Origin of the sequence: Cytobacillus sp. FSL W7-1323 (genome assembly GCF_038595015.1) — a bacterium.
GTDB classification, from domain to species: domain Bacteria; phylum Bacillota; class Bacilli; order Bacillales; family Cytobacillaceae; genus Cytobacillus; species Cytobacillus kochii.
In genome coordinates this window covers 4,248,557-4,265,715 of sequence record NZ_CP151998.1, presented here as the reverse complement: position 1 = coordinate 4,265,715, position 17,159 = coordinate 4,248,557, and the positions used below count along the sequence as shown (strand labels likewise).

Genomic DNA, 17,159 nt, shown 5'->3' with positions numbered 1-17,159 from the left:
TTAGGAGGGAAAAAGATGAACAAAGGACGCGTTCTTCAAGTTATGGGTCCGGTTGTTGACGTAAAGTTCGAAAACGGTCAATTACCAGCAATCTATAACGCATTGCAAATTGATAACACTTCGCGTAACGAATCTGAAGTTGGAATCAACTTAACCCTTGAAGTTGCCCTTCATTTAGGTGATGACACTGTACGTACAATTGCTATGTCTTCAACAGATGGTTTACAACGTGGAACTGAAGTAATAGATACAGGTGCAGCCATCTCTGTACCAGTAGGTGATATCACTCTTGGCCGTGTATTTAACGTACTAGGTGATACAATTGACCTGGATCCAGCCATTACTGGTGATGCTCGTCGTGACTCTATTCATAGAGAAGCACCTACATTCGAAAAACTTTCTACAGAAGTAGAAATTCTTGAAACAGGAATTAAAGTAGTAGACTTACTTGCTCCTTACATCAAAGGTGGTAAAATCGGTCTATTCGGTGGTGCCGGTGTTGGTAAAACCGTTTTAATTCAAGAGTTAATCAATAACATCGCTCAAGAGCACGGTGGTATTTCTGTATTCGCTGGTGTTGGTGAGCGTACACGTGAAGGTAATGACCTTTACTATGAAATGACTGACTCAGGCGTTATTAAGAAAACTGCGATGGTATTCGGACAAATGAATGAGCCACCTGGAGCACGTATGCGTGTTGCCCTAACTGGTTTAACAATGGCTGAATATTTCCGTGATGAGCAAGGACAAGACGTTCTTTTCTTCATGGATAACATCTTCCGTTTCACGCAAGCAGGTTCTGAGGTATCTGCCCTACTTGGTCGTATGCCATCTGCCGTTGGTTACCAACCAACACTTGCAACTGAAATGGGTAAATTACAAGAACGTATTACTTCAACGAATGTTGGATCTGTTACATCAATTCAAGCGATTTATGTACCTGCCGATGACTATACTGACCCGGCTCCAGCAACAACTTTCGCTCACTTAGATGCAACAACAAACTTAGAGCGTAAATTATCTGAAATGGGTATTTACCCTGCCGTGGATCCATTAGCATCTACATCACGTGCACTTTCACCTGAAACAGTTGGTGAAGAGCATTATGAAGTAGCTCGTACTGTACAACAAACGTTACAACGTTACAGAGAGCTTCAAGATATTATCGCGATCCTAGGTATGGACGAGCTTGGAGACGAAGATAAGCTTATCGTTGAACGTGCGCGTCGTATCCAATTCTTCTTATCTCAAAACTTCCACGTAGCAGAGCAATTTACAGGCCAACCAGGTTCTTATGTTCCTGTAAAAGAAACTGTTAAAGGATTTAAAGAAATCCTTGAAGGTAAATATGACCACCTACCAGAAGATGCTTTCCGTCTAGTTGGTCGTATTGAAGAAGTAATTGAAGCTGCTAAAAAAATGGGCGTAGAGGTATAATTTAGGACCAGGAGGGTAAAAAATGAAGACGATTAAAGTCAGTGTTGTTACTCCCGATGGCCCGGTGTATGAATCCGATGTGGAAATGGTAAGTACCAAAGCTGAAAGTGGAGAGCTAGGTATTTTAGCAGGTCACGTCCCTATGGTTGCACCGTTACAAATTGGAGCTGTCCGTCTAAAGAAAGAAAATCAATCTGATTTGGTTGCTGTTAGCGGTGGTTTCCTCGAAGTACGTCCGGACCAAGTAACGATTTTAGCGCAATCTGCGGAACAAGCGACTGATATCGATCTTGATCGTGCCAAAAGTGCAAAAGATCGTGCAGAACAACGTTTGAATGAAACAAAGCGTGAAAACGTCGACTTCAAACGTGCAGAACTTGCACTAAAACGTGCGATGAATCGTATCAATGTTTCGGAGAGAAATATATAATCATCATGAAAACGAATCAATCCTGTTTTTATCATCAGGATTGGTTCGTTTTTTGTTTTGCGTGGGTCTATTTAAGCGTGTCTTTCGGGTGGTAAACGAACCGTGGAATGAATCGATGACATAAATTTGTGCTGTGATGCCTCTATAATACCAATACGTTTCAGAAATCCCGTGAGTGAATTAAATTGATTGGATGAGTTCAGCTGATAAACCAAAACGAGGCAAATAATGTGTGGTTGGAAAAATATGATTTGATTCGATGATAAACGAGTCAAAAAAATGAGGTAGCGGAAAAATTTGATTGGATTCAGTGATAAACGAGTCAAAAAAATGAGGTAGCAGAAAGATATGATTGGATTCGGTGCTAAACGAGTCAAGAAAATGGGGTAGAGGAAAAATATGAGTGTATCCAGTGTTAAATAAGTCAATTACGCTCAGTTTCTCAGCCTTCATCTTTTTGTAATTGCAAGCAAACATGCTCATAGTGAATTGAATTTCACTCATCCTGCTGATAAGATTTCTGACCCCTTGTGAGCAAAAGCTATATAGATCTATCTATTTCCTCACAATAATATAAACCTTCTCTTTATCCTACCAACAGTTCTTATTTTTTTCGGATAAGATTCAGTAAAAAAGATATATCCTATACAACTTGTCATATAAATGAAGTATGGGATAGATGGAAATGACTAGTGGCTTATCGACAGAATATGGCAAGGGTGTTATAATGTATCCGATTACATTTTAAAAATTTTGAATAGTTTCTATATTATGGAGGGGATGATATTGGAATTATGGCATCTGTATCAAAATAATTATTTGATAGTCCTTTCTTTTATAATTATCGGTGTGCTATTACCATTAGTTGCTCTATTTTTCGGGAAATTGTTGCGACCATATCAACCTAATGAGAATAAGTATACTACTTATGAAAGTGGAATTGATCCCTTTCAAGACTCAAGGGTACAATTCACGGTTCGTTATTACATGTTTGCTCTTCTTTTCGTCATTTTTGATGTGGAGACAGTGTTTTTATATCCATGGGCCGTAGCATATGAAAAATTAGGCATATTTGCTTTAATAGAGATGCTGATTTTCGTGTTTATGTTAGTGATAGGTTTAATATATGCTTGGAAAAAGAAGGTGCTGAAATGGATTTAAAATTAGATCAAATGAGTGAAAAAGAAATGGCTGAAATTCAGCGTAATATATTCATGTCTACATTAGAGCAGTTAAAAGGATGGGCTAGAAGTAATTCATTATGGCCGATGACGTTTGGCCTCGCCTGTTGTGCCATTGAAATGATGGGTGTGGGTTCTTCTCACTATGATCTCGATCGTTTTGGCTCTTTTTTCCGCACTTCTCCACGACAATCTGATGTCATGATTGTATCTGGTACCGTCACGAAAAAAATGGCTCCAGTAATTAGACGGCTTTACGATCAAATGCCTGAACCGAAGTGGGTGATTGCTATGGGCTCTTGTGCAACTGCAGGTGGTCCATATGTTTATTCTTATTCTGTTGTAAAAGGGGTAGACCAAGTGGTCCCAGTTGATGTGTACATACCAGGTTGTCCACCTAATCCTGCAGCACTCATATACGGTGTCAATAAGTTAAAGGCAAAAATCCGTTATGAGGCGAAAACAGGAAAGCGGGTGATCTGACTTGGATGAAAAAGATAAAGAGCGGTTAAAGAAGGAAGCAGCTGAAAAAGCAAGAGCAGCTGCACAAAGAAAACGGGAAGAGAGGGAAAAGAAAAAAGAAGAATCGCATGACTCAGTATCCGAAGTGAACCAAACAAAAGATGATGTTACCTCCAATCAAGATCTAGAAAAACAAAAAGCAGCGGCCGCCGCCAAGGCAAAAGCAGCCGCAATAGCAAAGAAAAAAGCAAAAGAGACAGAAGGAAAAGAAACAGAGCCAACCTCCAATCAAGATCTAGAAAAACAAAAAGCAGCGGCCGCCGCCAAGGCAAAAGCAGCCGCAATAGCAAAGAAAAAAGCAAAAGAGACAAAAGGAAAAGAAACAGAGCCAACATCTAACCAAGACTTAGAAAAACAAAAGGCAATCGCTATTGCCAAAGCCAAAGCAGCCGCTGCAGCGAAACGAAAGGCAAAGAACGCGAATGAAAGTGGCGATTCAGAGAAGGCTAAAGCCATCGCAGCCGCCAAAGCAAAGGCAGCTGCAGCAGCAAAGGCAAGAGGGAAAACAACTCAAGCAAAAGAAACAGAAGAGCCAGAACCTATCACACCATCACCTCAACAACCAATCTTAGATCGTTACCTCAACATTGTAAAAGAACACTACAAAGAAGATATTTTAGAAGATTCCTATATTAATCGTATGAGCAAGCATGTGCCCACTATTGTTGTTAAGCTAGAACATTACTATTCCCTTGCCTTGTTATTCAAACAACATAGCGGTCTTCATTTTGAATTTTTATCAGAATTACATGGAACTGATTTTGAAACATATATGGAGATTTATGTTCATTTATACTCCTTTAAAAATAAGCAGTCTGTCGCTTTGAAAGTGAAAATGGATCGTGAAAATCCAAGAGTTGATTCTATTGCAACTATATGGCCAGGTGCGAACTGGCCAGAGTGTGAAGCATATGACCTCCTTGGTATTCAATTTACCAACCACCCTGACCTACATCGCATTATGCTTGGGGAAGATTGGGTTGGTCATCCTCTCCGCAAGGATTATGAACCTTATGATGTGGAGGTGTAAAAGGCAATGATCAGAACAGAAGAGATGCTATTGAATGTAGGACCACAGCATCCCAGTACACATGGCGTTTTTCGTCTTGTTATCAAAATAGATGGAGAAATGATTATTGATGCCAAACCAGTCATCGGTTATCTCCATAGAGGAACAGAAAAAATAGCTGAAAATCTGCAATATACACAAATCATTCCCTATACAGATCGCTTAGATTACTTGGCCGCGATGACAAATAATTATGTGCTTTGCCACGCAGTTGAAACGATGATGGAGCTAGACATTCCTGAACGAGCGGAATACCTTCGCATCATCACGATGGAACTCGGTAGAATTGCTAGTCATCTTGTTTGGTGGGGTACATATTTGCTTGATTTAGGGGCGACAAGTCCATTTTTATACGCTTTTAGAGAAAGAGAAATGATCATCAATTTGTTAAATGAAATCTCAGGTGGCCGCCTAACATTTAATTATATGAGAGTAGGCGGAGTGAAATGGGATGCACCAGACGGTTGGATAGAAAAAGTGAAGGCGTTTATTCCTTACATGAGAGAGCAGTTAGCGGGTTACGGAGATCTCGTAACCGGCAATGAAATTTTCCTTAATCGTGTAAAGGGTATCGGTCAATACACAAAAGAAGAGGCAATGGACTATTCCTTAAGCGGAGCCAATTTACGTTGTACTGGGCTTGCTTGGGATTTACGGAAAAGTGAACCTTATTCCATTTACGACCGGTTTTCTTTTGAAATATGTACAGCTGATACAGGTGATGCATGGGGAAGGTACCAAGTGCGTATCCAGGAAATAGAACAAAGTTTACGGATACTTGAGCAAGCGGTGGAGCAATTCCCTGAAACAGGTGAGGTCATGGGTAAGGTTCCTAAGGTCATTAAACCGCCTAAAGGAGAAACGTTTGTACGCATCGAGTCTCCTCGAGGAGAAATCGGTTGTTATATTGCCAGTGAAGGTAAGAAAGAGCCATATCGTCTGAAATTTAGGCGGCCGTCTTTTTATAATCTGCAAATCTTACCGAAGTTACTAGTTGGTCAGAATATGGCTAATTTAATCGCGATCCTTGGCGCAATTGATATCGTGCTTGGGGAGGTGGACGGATAATGATTGAGGGATTATTAACTTCTGAAGCGACATGGCTCCATTTCTTCATTTATTTTGCATTAACGGTTCTGCTGTTATTTATTGTTCTAGGGTTTGTCACTTATGCCATTTTAGCAGAAAGAAAGGTTATGGGCTTTATGCAATTGCGGCATGGGCCTAACCAAGTAGGAGGAAGATGGGGACTATTACAAACAGTTGCGGATGTCTTGAAGCTACTGATTAAGGAAGATGCCATTCCGCGGGCAGCAGACAAACCATTATTTATTCTTGCACCGTTAATTGCTTTTACACCTGCTTTTATGGTTTTAGCAATCATTCCATTCACTGATCGATTTCAATTCGCTGATATCGGTGTTGGTTTGCTTTATTATATTGCTGTCTCGGGTATTACGACTGTCGGAGTTGTGACCGCAGGGTGGGCTTCTAATAATAAATATGCATTAATGGGGGCAATGAGGGCAGCCGCACAGATGATATCATATGAAATTCCACTAGTTATGTCGGTCATTGGTGTCATTCTTCTGACAGGAAGTATGAACTTAAATGATATTGTGTTAGCGCAAGAAAATGGCTGGTATATTCTTTGGCAACCGATTGCCTTTATCGTCTTCTTTATTGCAGCAGTAGCTGAATTGAATCGGGTGCCGTTTGATTTGGCTGAAGCGGAGTCGGAACTTGTTGCAGGTTATTTTGTTGAGTATACCGGTTTTCGTTGGGCGTTCTTTATGTTAGCTGAGTATGTGTATATGTTCGCAATGTCAGCGTTAATAACTGTCGTCTTTTTAGGTGGTTGGCTACCATTACCCTATTTAGGGTTTATACCGGGAGCCGTTTGGTTTGCACTTAAATTTATGGTTGTTATCTTTCTGCTTATTTGGTTCCGTGTTACTTTCCCAAGGATACGTGCCGACCAACTAATGGAGTTCGGCTGGAAGGTATTATTGCCAGTAGCTATAGCGAATATCTTCCTCACTGCATTATTAAAAGAATGGATCAATCTATTTTAAAGGGGTGACAAAGGTATGTTTGGATTAGCAAAAGGATTGAAATACACGTTGAAAAATATGACGCGCAAGAAACTAACCTATGATTATCCTAATGAACCCTTACCACTTCCCGATCGCTTTAGGGGAATTCAAAAATTTTATCCAGAAAAATGCATAGTCTGTAATCAATGTGCCAATATATGTCCGACAGATTGCATTACACTCACGGGGAAAAAGCATCCCGATTCAAGTAAGCGGGGGAAAATTATTGATACGTATGATATAAATTTCGAAATTTGTATACTATGTGACTTATGTACGGAAGTTTGTCCTACTGAGGCAATCATTATGACAAATCATTTTGAACTCGCAGAATATAGTCGTGATGAATTATTTAAAGATCTTGTGTGGTTGGATGAAAATGATACCCAATTACGAAAGGAGAATAAGGCATGAGCGGCGAGTTTTTCATATTTATTGTTTTATCACTCATCGCTATAGGCGGTGGGATCATGATGATCAACTTAACAAAGGTTGTTCATATGGTCGTCGCTCTCGTCTTTACTTTCATTAGTATTGCTGGCATTTACGTCATGCTTTCTGCAGAATTTATTGCAGTAGTCCAAATCCTTATCTATTCAGGTGCGATCACAATTATGATGCTTTTTGGCATTATGTTAACGCGTCATAATGACAAGAGCGAGACGAGTGGAGGGGGCTTTAGAAAATTTCTCATCTTTCTAGCCATCCTTGGGTTCGGGCTCGTCTTTTACTTAGGTATATACCAACTTGAACTAGGGGAACCATCCACTTCGTTGCATGAAAATAATACAGAGCAAATAGGGATTGCCCTTTATTCGAAATATATTATTCCTTTTGAATTAACTTCGGTTATTTTACTCGTCGCCCTTATTGGTGCGATAGTGTTAGCGAAACGGGATGATGAGGAGGGGGAAGAACGTGAGTAGTGTGCCGTTATCTGCCTATTTAACACTAGCCATTATCCTCTTTTGTATCGGATTATACGGGGCATTAACGAAGAAGAATACTGTCATTGTACTTATTGCCATTGAATTAATGTTAAATGCGGTTAATATTAACCTCGTTGCTTTTAGTAAGTATGGCATGATGCCTTCAATAGATGGCCAAATATTTGCCCTTTTTGCCATTGCAGTTGCTGCGGCTGAGGCGGCAATCGGGCTCGCTATCCTCATAGCTATCTATCGAAATCGTAAATCCGTCAATGTAGATGATTACAACTCTTTGAAAAATTAACTTGAATGAACATACGTCATTCGTATGAATAAAAGGGGACATGAAGAAATGATGGAGATTGCATGGATCATACCGCTTTTTCCGCTTTTCTCCTTCTTAGTGCTACTTATTTTTGGAAGGAAGTGGCGGAGAGGGCAAATTGATTTCGCAGTAATTCTTTCCTTAGTTAGTTTTATATGTGCTTTACTGGTTTTATTTGCGCGTTTCACGCAGGAAAATGTAAAGGTAGAGTTCATATGGCTAACCATAGGGGAGACTCAATTGACTGCAGGTTTTGAGGTCAATCAATTAAATGCCCTTATGCTTGTCATTGTCTCGCTCGTTAGCTTCCTCGTACATATGTATTCAAAGGCATACATGGAGGGAGATGAGCGCATAACAGTATTTTTCTCATACTTAGGATTATTCACCTTTGCGATGCTTGGACTTGTTCTTTCTCCTAATCTATTACAAACATATATATTCTGGGAGCTTGTGGGCGTTGGCTCATTTCTATTGATTGGTTTTTATTTTTATAAAGAAGAGGCAAAAGTAGCTGCCAAGAAAGCATTTATCATGACGAGAATTGGTGATATCGGCCTTCTCATTGGTATGATTCTTCTCTTTTGGCAAGTAGGGAGCTTTGAGTATGATGAGATTTTTGCTGCTATCTCAGCGGGTGGTCTATCAGAAACGATGGCTACCTTAACAGCTATTCTTATCTTTATCGGAGCCGTTGGGAAGTCTGGTCAGTTCCCGTTGCATTCGTGGTTACCTGATGCGATGGAAGGACCCACGCCTGTATCGGCATTAATTCATGCTGCCACAATGGTAGCAGCTGGTGTTTACCTTGTAGCAGCACTTTATCCGTTATTCGCCTTCAGTGAGGTGGCCATGCTTACCATAGCTATTGTTGGTGGATTTACCGCCATTTTTGCTGCAACGATTGGGATGACCCAAAAAGATATTAAAAGAGCTTTAGCGTATTCTACTGTAAGTCAGCTAGGTTATATGATGCTTGCATTAGGGGTGGGAGGTTACGTGGCCGGTGTATTCCATTTAACAACACACGCCTTTTTTAAGGCACTATTGTTTTTAGCAGCTGGTAGTGTCATTCATGCTGTTCATACCCAAGATATTGAGAAAATGGGTGGCTTATGGAAGAAGATGAAATGGACTGCACCGTTCTTTCTAATTGGGACAATGGCGATTAGCGGAGTACCTTTATTATCAGGCTTTTTTAGTAAAGAAGAAATATTAGTGTCTGCCTGGGTGAGTGGTCATTACTTATTATTCACACTTGCAATCATTGCTGCTTTCTTCACTGCATTTTACATGTTCCGCTTATTTTTCTTAGTATTTGGTGGAGAAGAAAAGAAAGAGCATTCAATGGTAAAAGATTCATCCAATTGGATGACCGTTCCCATGCTGGTTCTTGCGTTGTTAGCGATTGTTGCTGGTTATATACAAACCCCTTGGTTCGGAACATTTTTAGGAGATTGGTTAACAACGGGGATAGCTGCAAATGTGCATGGTCATCTCGATGGTCCGCTTTGGGTGATGATTGTAGCCACGATTGTAGCATTCTTAGGTATCTTGCTTGCTTGGTTGATGTATAGTAAGAAAGTTATTTCCAGAGATTGGTTTACATCAAGAGCTCCTTATACGTATCAGCTTGTAGTAAATAAATATTATATCGATGAAGTGTATCAGTATATCTTTGTTAAAGGTAGCCGCTTTGTAAGTCAAGTTCTACATTTCGTGGAGGTTTATTTAATTGAAGGTCTCATTTCTCTTGTAACCATCACCATTAAACAGTTGAGCATGATTGGTTCAAAGTTTCAAAATGGGCAGACTCAATTGTATGGAACGGTTGCTTTTGTTGGGTTAGCCATTCTGATCGTAGTGTTTGCAGTGACAGGAGGTGGCTTATAGTGGGATTCCCGTTTATATTGAGCATTATTGTATTTGCGCCCCTTCTCGGTGTCTTATTATTAACACTGGTTGCAAAAACGAAGGAGAAAACGATTAAAACAGTCGCTACACTTAGTACCCTTCCTTCTCTTTTTCTATCAATCTACTTAATTATCTCATCTAAGATGGGTGTAGAGTTAGTTAGTTATTCTGGGAAATTAAGTTGGATGCAATTTGGTAATCCCGAAGTCTTTGGCAAATTATACAGTATTGATTATGAATTAGGAGTAGACGGTTTTTCTCTTATTCTATTGTTATTAACAGCCTTACTCTCTACGTTAGCCGCCTTTGCTTCATTTCAGATCAAAGCAGGGTGGAAAGGTTATTACATGCTATTTCTATTATTAGAAGTTGGCATGCTCGGGGTGTTTGCTGCTGAGAACTTAGTTTTATTCTTTATCTTTTTTGAAGTGACTTTAGTGGCAACCTTCTTTTTAATAGGCAAATGGGGGCTATATGAAAAAGAACGAACAGCCTTCTCTTTGCTCATTTATAACGGGATTGGGTCAGCAATCCTTTTAGTTGTCATCATGGTATTGTTTGCTAAAACAGGTACGGCGAATATCGAGGCCTTAATGTCTATTTTAAGTGCAGATGATGGAACGGTTTTTTCATCAAAAGAGAAAACGGGCTTGCTGCTTGCCTTATTCATTGCCTTTGGGATTAAGCTTCCTATTTGGCCGTTTCACAGCTGGATGGTTAAGGTTCATGCTGAAGCGCCAGCAGCAATTGTCATGCTTCATGCGGGTGTACTGTTGAAAATTGGCGCCTATGGTCTCATCCATTTTGGTTTAGGCTTCTTTCCTAACCAGTTTCAATCGCTCACTTTATGGCTGGCGATACTTGGTGTAATCAACTTGCTTTATGGTGCGTTTTTAGCATTATCCCAACAAGAACTGAGAAAAATTTTAGCTTACTCATCGATTTCGCATATGGGTATCGTGCTTATCGGATTGGCTGCATTAAATGAAGCGGGGATACAAGGAGCGATGTTTCAAGTGGTCTCACATGGGTTAATTGCCGCCTTGTTCTTCTATCTTATCGGTATCTTTTACGAGAGATATCAATCTAGTTCCATGGATGATTTAAATGGGCTAGCGAAAACAATGCCAATCGCTTCAGGTTTTTTGTTAGTAGCAGGTCTCGCCTCATTAGGTTTACCCGGTATGTCAGGGTTTGTCGCGGAATTTCTCGTGTTCCTGGGTCTATTTCAAGAATGGCCAGTGCTTGCAGTTATCGCATGTTTAGGAATTATATTGACGGCTGTATATATATTACGAGCAGTACTAGGGATTACTTTTGGCCAACAAGAGAAGGTGAAAAGGGTAAGAGATATGACGTCATTAGAGATTTGGCCAGCAATTATTTTGCTTTTATGTATTGTTGGTATTGGTGTTTATCCAGATATTATCGGTTCAACTTTAAAATCAATCATCATTGGATTAGGGGGGTGAAATAAAAATGGATCTTGATACATTATTATCATTTAGTTGGCATGCGATGGTTCCAGAATTCATTATTCTTGGTACAGCTACTCTACTATCCCTCCTAGATTTATTTCTACCGAGGTCGTTTCATCGGAAATGGCTCGGTTGGCTTGGTGTAGGAAGTATCGTTGCAGCTTTAATCTTTTTACTTACACTCATAGGGGACACACCTTTTGCGATCCTCTATGACACCTTCCGATTAGATTCCTTTGCGATTGCTTTTAAATTAGTGTTATTAGTTGCTGCCGGCTTTGTGTTGTTGTTAGCTATTTCATATGAACCGAAAGAAGAATTAACGGAGTTCAGGGGAGAGTTTTTCTATTTATTTTTAGTGGCAATACTTGGTGCGATGATTATGTCCTCCAGCGCTGATTTAATTACTCTTTTTGTAGGTTTAGAGCTAATGACCTTATCATCCTATATATTAGTAGGAATAAGAAAGAAGCATCTCCCTTCAAACGAGTCAGCAATGAAATATGTCATTAATGGTGGAATTGCCACAGCTATTACTTTGTTCGGTATGAGTTATTTATATGGGATTGCTGGGACAACCAATATTTTAGAAATGGCGGGTAGGCTTCAAGAGTTAACGAATACTCAACATCTATTTTTATTAGCACTAGCTTTTCTGATGATTTTAGCTGGTTTAGCATTTAAAATCGCTGCAGCACCTTTTCATATGTGGACACCAGATGTTTATGAAGGAGCGCCGATACCAGTTACCGCTTTTTTGAGTATTATTTCAAAAGCAGCAGGGTTTATTTTAATCATTCGAATGTTCATCACGGTTTTTTATCATATTCCGGATGTGAGTAACAATTCTTCTTTATTAATGGCGCTGCAAAACTTTTTAGCCGTTCTTGCTGCCGTGACGATGATATGGGGGAATTTAGTGGCACTAAGGCAAACGAAGATTAAGCGGATGCTTGCCTATTCAAGCATTGCACATGCGGGATATTTATTAGTTGCGGTAACGGCTTTCTCCGCCTTTATGGTAGAGACGATTTGGTTTTATTTAACGGCCTATTTATTTATGACAATCGCTGTTTTTTCCTTGTTACAATTAATGAATATTGAAGAGCTAAAGCAATTGTCTGGGCTTTCCAAACGCGCTCCCCTTTTAGCTGTTGCACTCGCACTTACTATGCTAGGGTTAGCGGGGATACCAGGAACATCAGGGTTTATTGGCAAACTGAATATTTTTCTAGGCGCATTAAGCACAGAACCAACGCATTATCTATTAGCTGTTATCCTAATCGCCACTACGGTGATATCTTATATATATTATTTTAAGTTGATTATTTACGCTTTTTTCCGAGAAGCGAATCATAATTTTCAAATGAGTGGGAAGAAGTTGAATGGCATTATCATAAGTATTTGCGTGATGATGACAGTATTACTAGGCGTTTTTCCACAATTAGCTTATGATTTCCTCCATCAAAATTTTTTATCATTTTATGATTTCTTACAGTAGAAACGGGTATAGAAGAAGGGAGAGCTCCTTCTTCTTTTTTATTTATGGAAAGCAAAGAGCTTAAAGTAAAGTAAATTATGGAAAAATAAATTTAGGTGAAACGAAAACTGAAACAAAAACGTCAATTGTTAAGAGGGTGTGTGCTATCTTTCTGAAGGTGATTTGAGTTAAAATAAATGGTGTAGTTTTTGATTGAAGGAGTGGGTCATGTGATCTCTGGATTTGGCCAACAGGCATTGGTTAGTATTATTGTACATTTAATATTTATTGCTGTAGCTTGGTATGCTTTGCAAGCGATTAAAATTGATACGTGGATCAAGGCGAACCATGTTTTGCAAGCAAGGGTATTATATGTATTGTTATCGATCGCACTTGGATCGATTGTCGGTAACTTTGTGCTTGATTATCTTCTTTGGTCTCAACAACTTCCATTTATTTTGCAATAATCCATTTGTCAAAAAATAGACCTTAAATATAGGTCTTCGTACATGTTTTCATTTGCTCAAAGTTTGAGTACAATGCATGATGTTGCTATAAATTTTCTTAAAACTATACATATAATCTGACTTAATATTCACTCAACTAGTGGATGTCAAAATGTGACGATAATTCCCAAGTATGCCGATCTCTCCTTTGGTAACAATGGTAGTAAGGGAGGGAGTTAAATGAAGAAGTATTCATTTATATTTTCTATAATGGGAATTGTCGGGTTAGTTTGGATTATTTTCGGCAATCATTCGGATGCAGCATCTGTAGAAGAGCTTTCACTAATACAAATCGCTCAAACTGTACAGGACGAGAATATTTTGATTCAAGAATGGTCAGTTCATGCAAGGGAAAACTTGGAAACACTACAAACCTTTGCAGAAGTAAAAGCATATACTAAAGAGATGAAAAAGAGTTTTACGGACTGGAAATGGTCTGTCCAAAAGGAATCTCAAGAAAGATATGAAGTCATAGGAACGCTTAAAAAAAATGATCTGACTGAAACGATAAAAATACTTTCAACCGACACAAAAAACAATGTACAAACGTATGTCATTTATGAGGCGAAAGGTGCTGGCTACGAAGGCAGTATCCAGGAAAATATGGGGAACTATATGAAAAGTCAGATGTCTGACATTTTTACTAAAAAACCCAATATTTTCTCTTGTATCATTGGTCATTATGATGGTAATATGAGGGAGTCTATGCTTGAACAAATGAACGGATTATTGTCCACATTTAATGCGAAAGAAATAGAAGCGTTAGAAGAAGAGCAATTTATTTCGACATCGGCATATTCACCTATGTTCAAAGAGTCTGTTACAACGGATGGCAAAGATATGAATTTACAAATTGGCTTAAGAAAAGAAGGGTTGGGCGCTAAGACAACTATTGTTATCGGCACACCCATCATAACGATTGAATATTAATATAGAGAAAATGGACGCGGAGGGGAATACACTTTGGAAAAAATCATCGTCCGCGGCGGAAATCGGTTAAGTGGCACAGTCAAAGTAGAAGGCGCAAAAAATGCTGTTTTACCGGTAATCGCTGCAACATTGTTAGCAAGTGATGGAAAAAGCGTAATTCGTGATGTCCCAACTCTCTCCGATGTATATACAATTAATGAAGTATTACGTTTTTTAAACGCCGAAGTGGGGTTTGATAACAATACAGTAACTGTTGATGCATCTAGAGAGTTAAAAGTAGAAGCACCATTTGAATATGTTCGAAAAATGCGTGCATCTGTTTTAGTCATGGGTTCACTATTAGCGAGAAATGGAAGAGCAAGAGTAGCATTGCCAGGCGGCTGTGCGATTGGTTCACGCCCGATAGATCAACATTTAAAGGGTTTTGAAGCAATGGGTGCAACAGTTAAGGTTGGCAACGGTTTTATTGAAGCAGAAGCTCCAGAAGGAAAACTGCATGGTGCGAAAATATATCTTGATTTTCCTAGCGTAGGCGCAACAGAAAATATTATGATGGCTGCTACATTAGCAAAGGGTACAACGATTCTAGAAAATGTAGCAAAAGAGCCAGAAATTGTGGACCTTGCGAACTTCCTTAATAAAATGGGTGCAAAAGTTCGTGGTGCTGGAACAGGAACGATTCGTATTGAAGGTGTGGATGTATTATTTGGTGCTGAGCATCATATTATTCCAGACCGAATTGAAGCAGGTACATTTATGGTAGCAGCAGCCATTACAGGCGGCGATGTTCTTGTCAAAGGCGCTGTACCAGAACATGCAACATCTTTAATAGCAAAAATGGAAGAAATGGGCGTTCAGTTTATCGAAGAGGAAGAAGGCGTTCGCGTCATCGGCCCGTCAGAACTTAAAGCTGTCGATATTAAAACGATGCCTCACCCAGGTTTTCCAACAGATATGCAATCTCAAATGATGGCACTATTGCTTCATGCCAAAGGCACAAGTGTTATTACGGAGACTGTATTTGAAAACCGCTTCATGCATGTGGAAGAATTCCGTCGCATGAATGCAGATGTGAAAATCGAAGGTCGCTCTGTTATTATGGAAGGACCATCCAACCTACAAGGTGCAGAAGTTGCCGCAACCGATTTACGTGCTGCAGCTGCTCTCATCTTAACAGGACTTGTAGCAGACGGCATAACACGTGTAACAGAATTAAAACATCTTGACCGTGGCTATGTCGATTTCCATAAGAAACTAGCGAGCTTAGGTGCAGACATTGAACGTGTGACTGAAGCAGACGAAGATATGTCTACAACTGAACAAACCATCATTACTGATTTGAATGCATAAAAATGGCGAACCACTAATCTTTTTAGAGATTGGTGGTTTTTTTTAGCTAAGGATGAAAATGTAGATGTACATATATGTGAGATCAAAAAAGCCAAGTTATATTAGGGAATGGGTGCACAGAGTATATAAAACTGATGAGATGTTGGGCAAACAGGAAATGCGCACAAATGAAGTCACATAACCATCGAGATGTGATTGAGGGCAAAAAAGGACAAAGGTTCATCCACAATTTTTTTTAGGTGTTGTAGGACTCTATCTATGATTTGGTTGTGGACTCAAAACTATTCATTACCATAGTGAAGGTGAACATTTAGCTCTCGCAATTAGCCCTAACTCCATTTTCACTCGGTTCTCTATCTCTACCATTACACAAGAAATAGCTACTTTACTAGAGAAATTCAATAGTGGGATTTTGTCATAATGGCTCTATTTCGACCATATGATTGAATGAGACGTGAATCTTGATGGAGGCTAGCATATGACAAAATTCAAACCATTCATCGTACTATCAGCATTACTCTTTACACTTGTATTAATTATTCCAGCCTTACTAGTAGTTCTTCCTTTGGGAAATGATGAGAAGCAAGAGAATCGAGAAACTGTAACTGCGGAGAAGAAGAAGGGGGAGGCAACACCTTTCACCTCGATGGAACCTGCAGTTGATGTGGCTGTTTACCGTACCGATGCCAACAAAGTGGAAACCTTTGCTTTTGAAGACTATCTTATTGGGGTTGTTGCTTCTGAGATGCCTGCTGAGTTTGAGCTAGAGGCGTTGAAGGCACAAGCATTAGCAGCGCGAACGTATACAATGCAGCATCTACTGGCAGATGAGGGTTCATTACCAGATGGTGCCATGATTACTGATTCCACTGATGATCAAGTTTTTAAAAACAAAGAAGAGCTCAAGAAAATATGGAAGTCCGATTATGATTGGAAAATCGAGAAAATTACGCAAGCAGTTCAAGAAACAAGTGGGCAAATTCTTACCTATGATGGTAATCCTATAACAGCAGCGTTCTTTTCAACAAGTAATGGCTATACGGAAAATGCAGAAAATGTTTGGGCTAATGCGACCCCGTATTTAAAAAGTGTCAAAAGCCCCTGGGACATTGATACACCAAAATTTGCTGATCAAATCTCTATCCCTGTGTCCGAATTTGAAAAAAAATTAGATGTGAAAGTACCTTCGGGTCAAACTGTTGCTAAAATTGTTGAGAAAACAGATGGTAATCGAATAGGGAAAGTAAATATTAATGGAACCATGATTAAAGGAACAGATGTTAGAATGAAATTAGGATTGCAATCAACTGACTTTACCCTGAAGAGAAATGGCGATCAGATTAATATACAAACAAAAGGATATGGACATGGGGTTGGCATGAGTCAGTATGGTGCAAACGGTATGGCGAAAGAAGGTAAATCATATAAAGAAATCGTTTCTTATTATTATAAAGGAATCGAAATAAGTGAATCTGATACGATGGTGGCAAAATTAACTGCACAAAAGTAAGT

The 17,159-nt window shown here is 39.3% G+C and carries 17 protein-coding genes; all 17 read left to right on the top strand.

The features are described from left to right. Positions 1-15: 15 nt before the first annotated feature. The 17 genes from atpD to spoIID all read left to right on the top strand — a co-directional run bounded on the left by atpD (position 16) and on the right by spoIID (position 17,157). Entirely contained in the window at positions 16-1,437 is a 1,422-nt protein-coding gene (gene atpD / locus MKX67_RS21680) for a F0F1 ATP synthase subunit beta (protein ID WP_095371594.1), read from the top strand. Positions 1,438-1,459: 22 nt separating this feature from the next. Beyond that, on the top strand, positions 1,460-1,867 hold the full coding sequence (locus tag MKX67_RS21675; protein ID WP_095371595.1) for a F0F1 ATP synthase subunit epsilon: 408 nt from the start codon (positions 1,460-1,462) through the stop codon (positions 1,865-1,867). Positions 1,868-2,653: 786 nt separating this feature from the next. Beyond that, positions 2,654-3,028 (top strand): NADH-quinone oxidoreductase subunit A, encoded by a 375-nt coding sequence (locus MKX67_RS21670; protein WP_095371596.1) that lies wholly within the window; start codon positions 2,654-2,656, stop codon positions 3,026-3,028. Next, positions 3,019-3,531, top strand: a complete 513-nt coding sequence (locus tag MKX67_RS21665) for an NADH-quinone oxidoreductase subunit B (protein WP_157733862.1) — start codon at positions 3,019-3,021, stop codon at positions 3,529-3,531. Before MKX67_RS21670 ends, MKX67_RS21665 begins: the two co-directional genes overlap by 10 nt. A 1-nt stretch (position 3,532) precedes the next feature. Beyond that, positions 3,533-4,600, top strand: a complete 1,068-nt coding sequence (locus MKX67_RS21660; RefSeq protein WP_342488765.1) for an NADH-quinone oxidoreductase subunit C — start codon at positions 3,533-3,535, stop codon at positions 4,598-4,600. Between the two features lie 6 nt (positions 4,601-4,606). After that, complete coding sequence (locus MKX67_RS21655) at positions 4,607-5,707, top strand: NADH-quinone oxidoreductase subunit D (RefSeq protein WP_095371599.1); 1,101 nt, start codon at positions 4,607-4,609, stop codon at positions 5,705-5,707. Beyond that, positions 5,707-6,714 (top strand): NADH-quinone oxidoreductase subunit NuoH, encoded by a 1,008-nt coding sequence (nuoH, locus tag MKX67_RS21650; RefSeq protein ID WP_095371600.1) that lies wholly within the window; start codon positions 5,707-5,709, stop codon positions 6,712-6,714. The genes MKX67_RS21655 and nuoH overlap by 1 nt, the downstream gene beginning before the upstream one ends. 15 nt (positions 6,715-6,729) lie before the next feature. Continuing rightward, entirely contained in the window at positions 6,730-7,149 is a 420-nt protein-coding gene (gene nuoI / locus MKX67_RS21645) for an NADH-quinone oxidoreductase subunit NuoI (RefSeq protein ID WP_095371601.1), read from the top strand. Further along, positions 7,146-7,661: an NADH-quinone oxidoreductase subunit J gene (locus MKX67_RS21640; RefSeq protein WP_095371602.1), complete on the top strand. Its 516-nt coding sequence runs from the start codon at positions 7,146-7,148 to the stop codon at positions 7,659-7,661. The genes nuoI and MKX67_RS21640 overlap by 4 nt, the downstream gene beginning before the upstream one ends. Next, positions 7,654-7,968 (top strand): NADH-quinone oxidoreductase subunit NuoK, encoded by a 315-nt coding sequence (gene nuoK, locus MKX67_RS21635; protein WP_342488764.1) that lies wholly within the window; start codon positions 7,654-7,656, stop codon positions 7,966-7,968. The genes MKX67_RS21640 and nuoK overlap by 8 nt, the downstream gene beginning before the upstream one ends. A gap of 48 nt (positions 7,969-8,016) precedes the next feature. Continuing rightward, positions 8,017-9,882 carry an NADH-quinone oxidoreductase subunit L gene (nuoL, locus tag MKX67_RS21630; RefSeq protein WP_307318217.1) on the top strand — a complete coding sequence of 622 codons (1,866 nt, stop codon included), beginning with the start codon at positions 8,017-8,019 and terminating at the stop codon, positions 9,880-9,882. Beyond that, positions 9,882-11,375, top strand: coding sequence for an NADH-quinone oxidoreductase subunit M (locus tag MKX67_RS21625; protein ID WP_095371605.1), 1,494 nt, complete (start codon positions 9,882-9,884; stop codon positions 11,373-11,375). The genes nuoL and MKX67_RS21625 overlap by 1 nt, the downstream gene beginning before the upstream one ends. Positions 11,376-11,382: 7 nt before the next feature. Next, a complete protein-coding gene (gene nuoN / locus MKX67_RS21620; protein ID WP_342488763.1) occupies positions 11,383-12,882 on the top strand; it encodes an NADH-quinone oxidoreductase subunit NuoN in 1,500 nt (499 codons plus the stop codon). 209 nt (positions 12,883-13,091) lie between these two features. Beyond that, complete coding sequence (locus tag MKX67_RS21615) at positions 13,092-13,328, top strand: DUF1146 family protein (RefSeq protein ID WP_095371607.1); 237 nt, start codon at positions 13,092-13,094, stop codon at positions 13,326-13,328. A 219-nt stretch (positions 13,329-13,547) separates the two neighbouring features. Beyond that, positions 13,548-14,297 (top strand): YwmB family TATA-box binding protein, encoded by a 750-nt coding sequence (locus MKX67_RS21610; protein WP_095371608.1) that lies wholly within the window; start codon positions 13,548-13,550, stop codon positions 14,295-14,297. Positions 14,298-14,330: 33 nt separating this feature from the next. After that, complete coding sequence (gene murA, locus MKX67_RS21605; protein WP_095371609.1) at positions 14,331-15,647, top strand: UDP-N-acetylglucosamine 1-carboxyvinyltransferase; 1,317 nt, start codon at positions 14,331-14,333, stop codon at positions 15,645-15,647. A gap of 478 nt (positions 15,648-16,125) precedes the next feature. Further along, positions 16,126-17,157: a stage II sporulation protein D gene (gene spoIID / locus MKX67_RS21600; RefSeq protein WP_095371610.1), complete on the top strand. Its 1,032-nt coding sequence runs from the start codon at positions 16,126-16,128 to the stop codon at positions 17,155-17,157. The last annotated feature ends 2 nt before the right edge of the window (positions 17,158-17,159 follow it).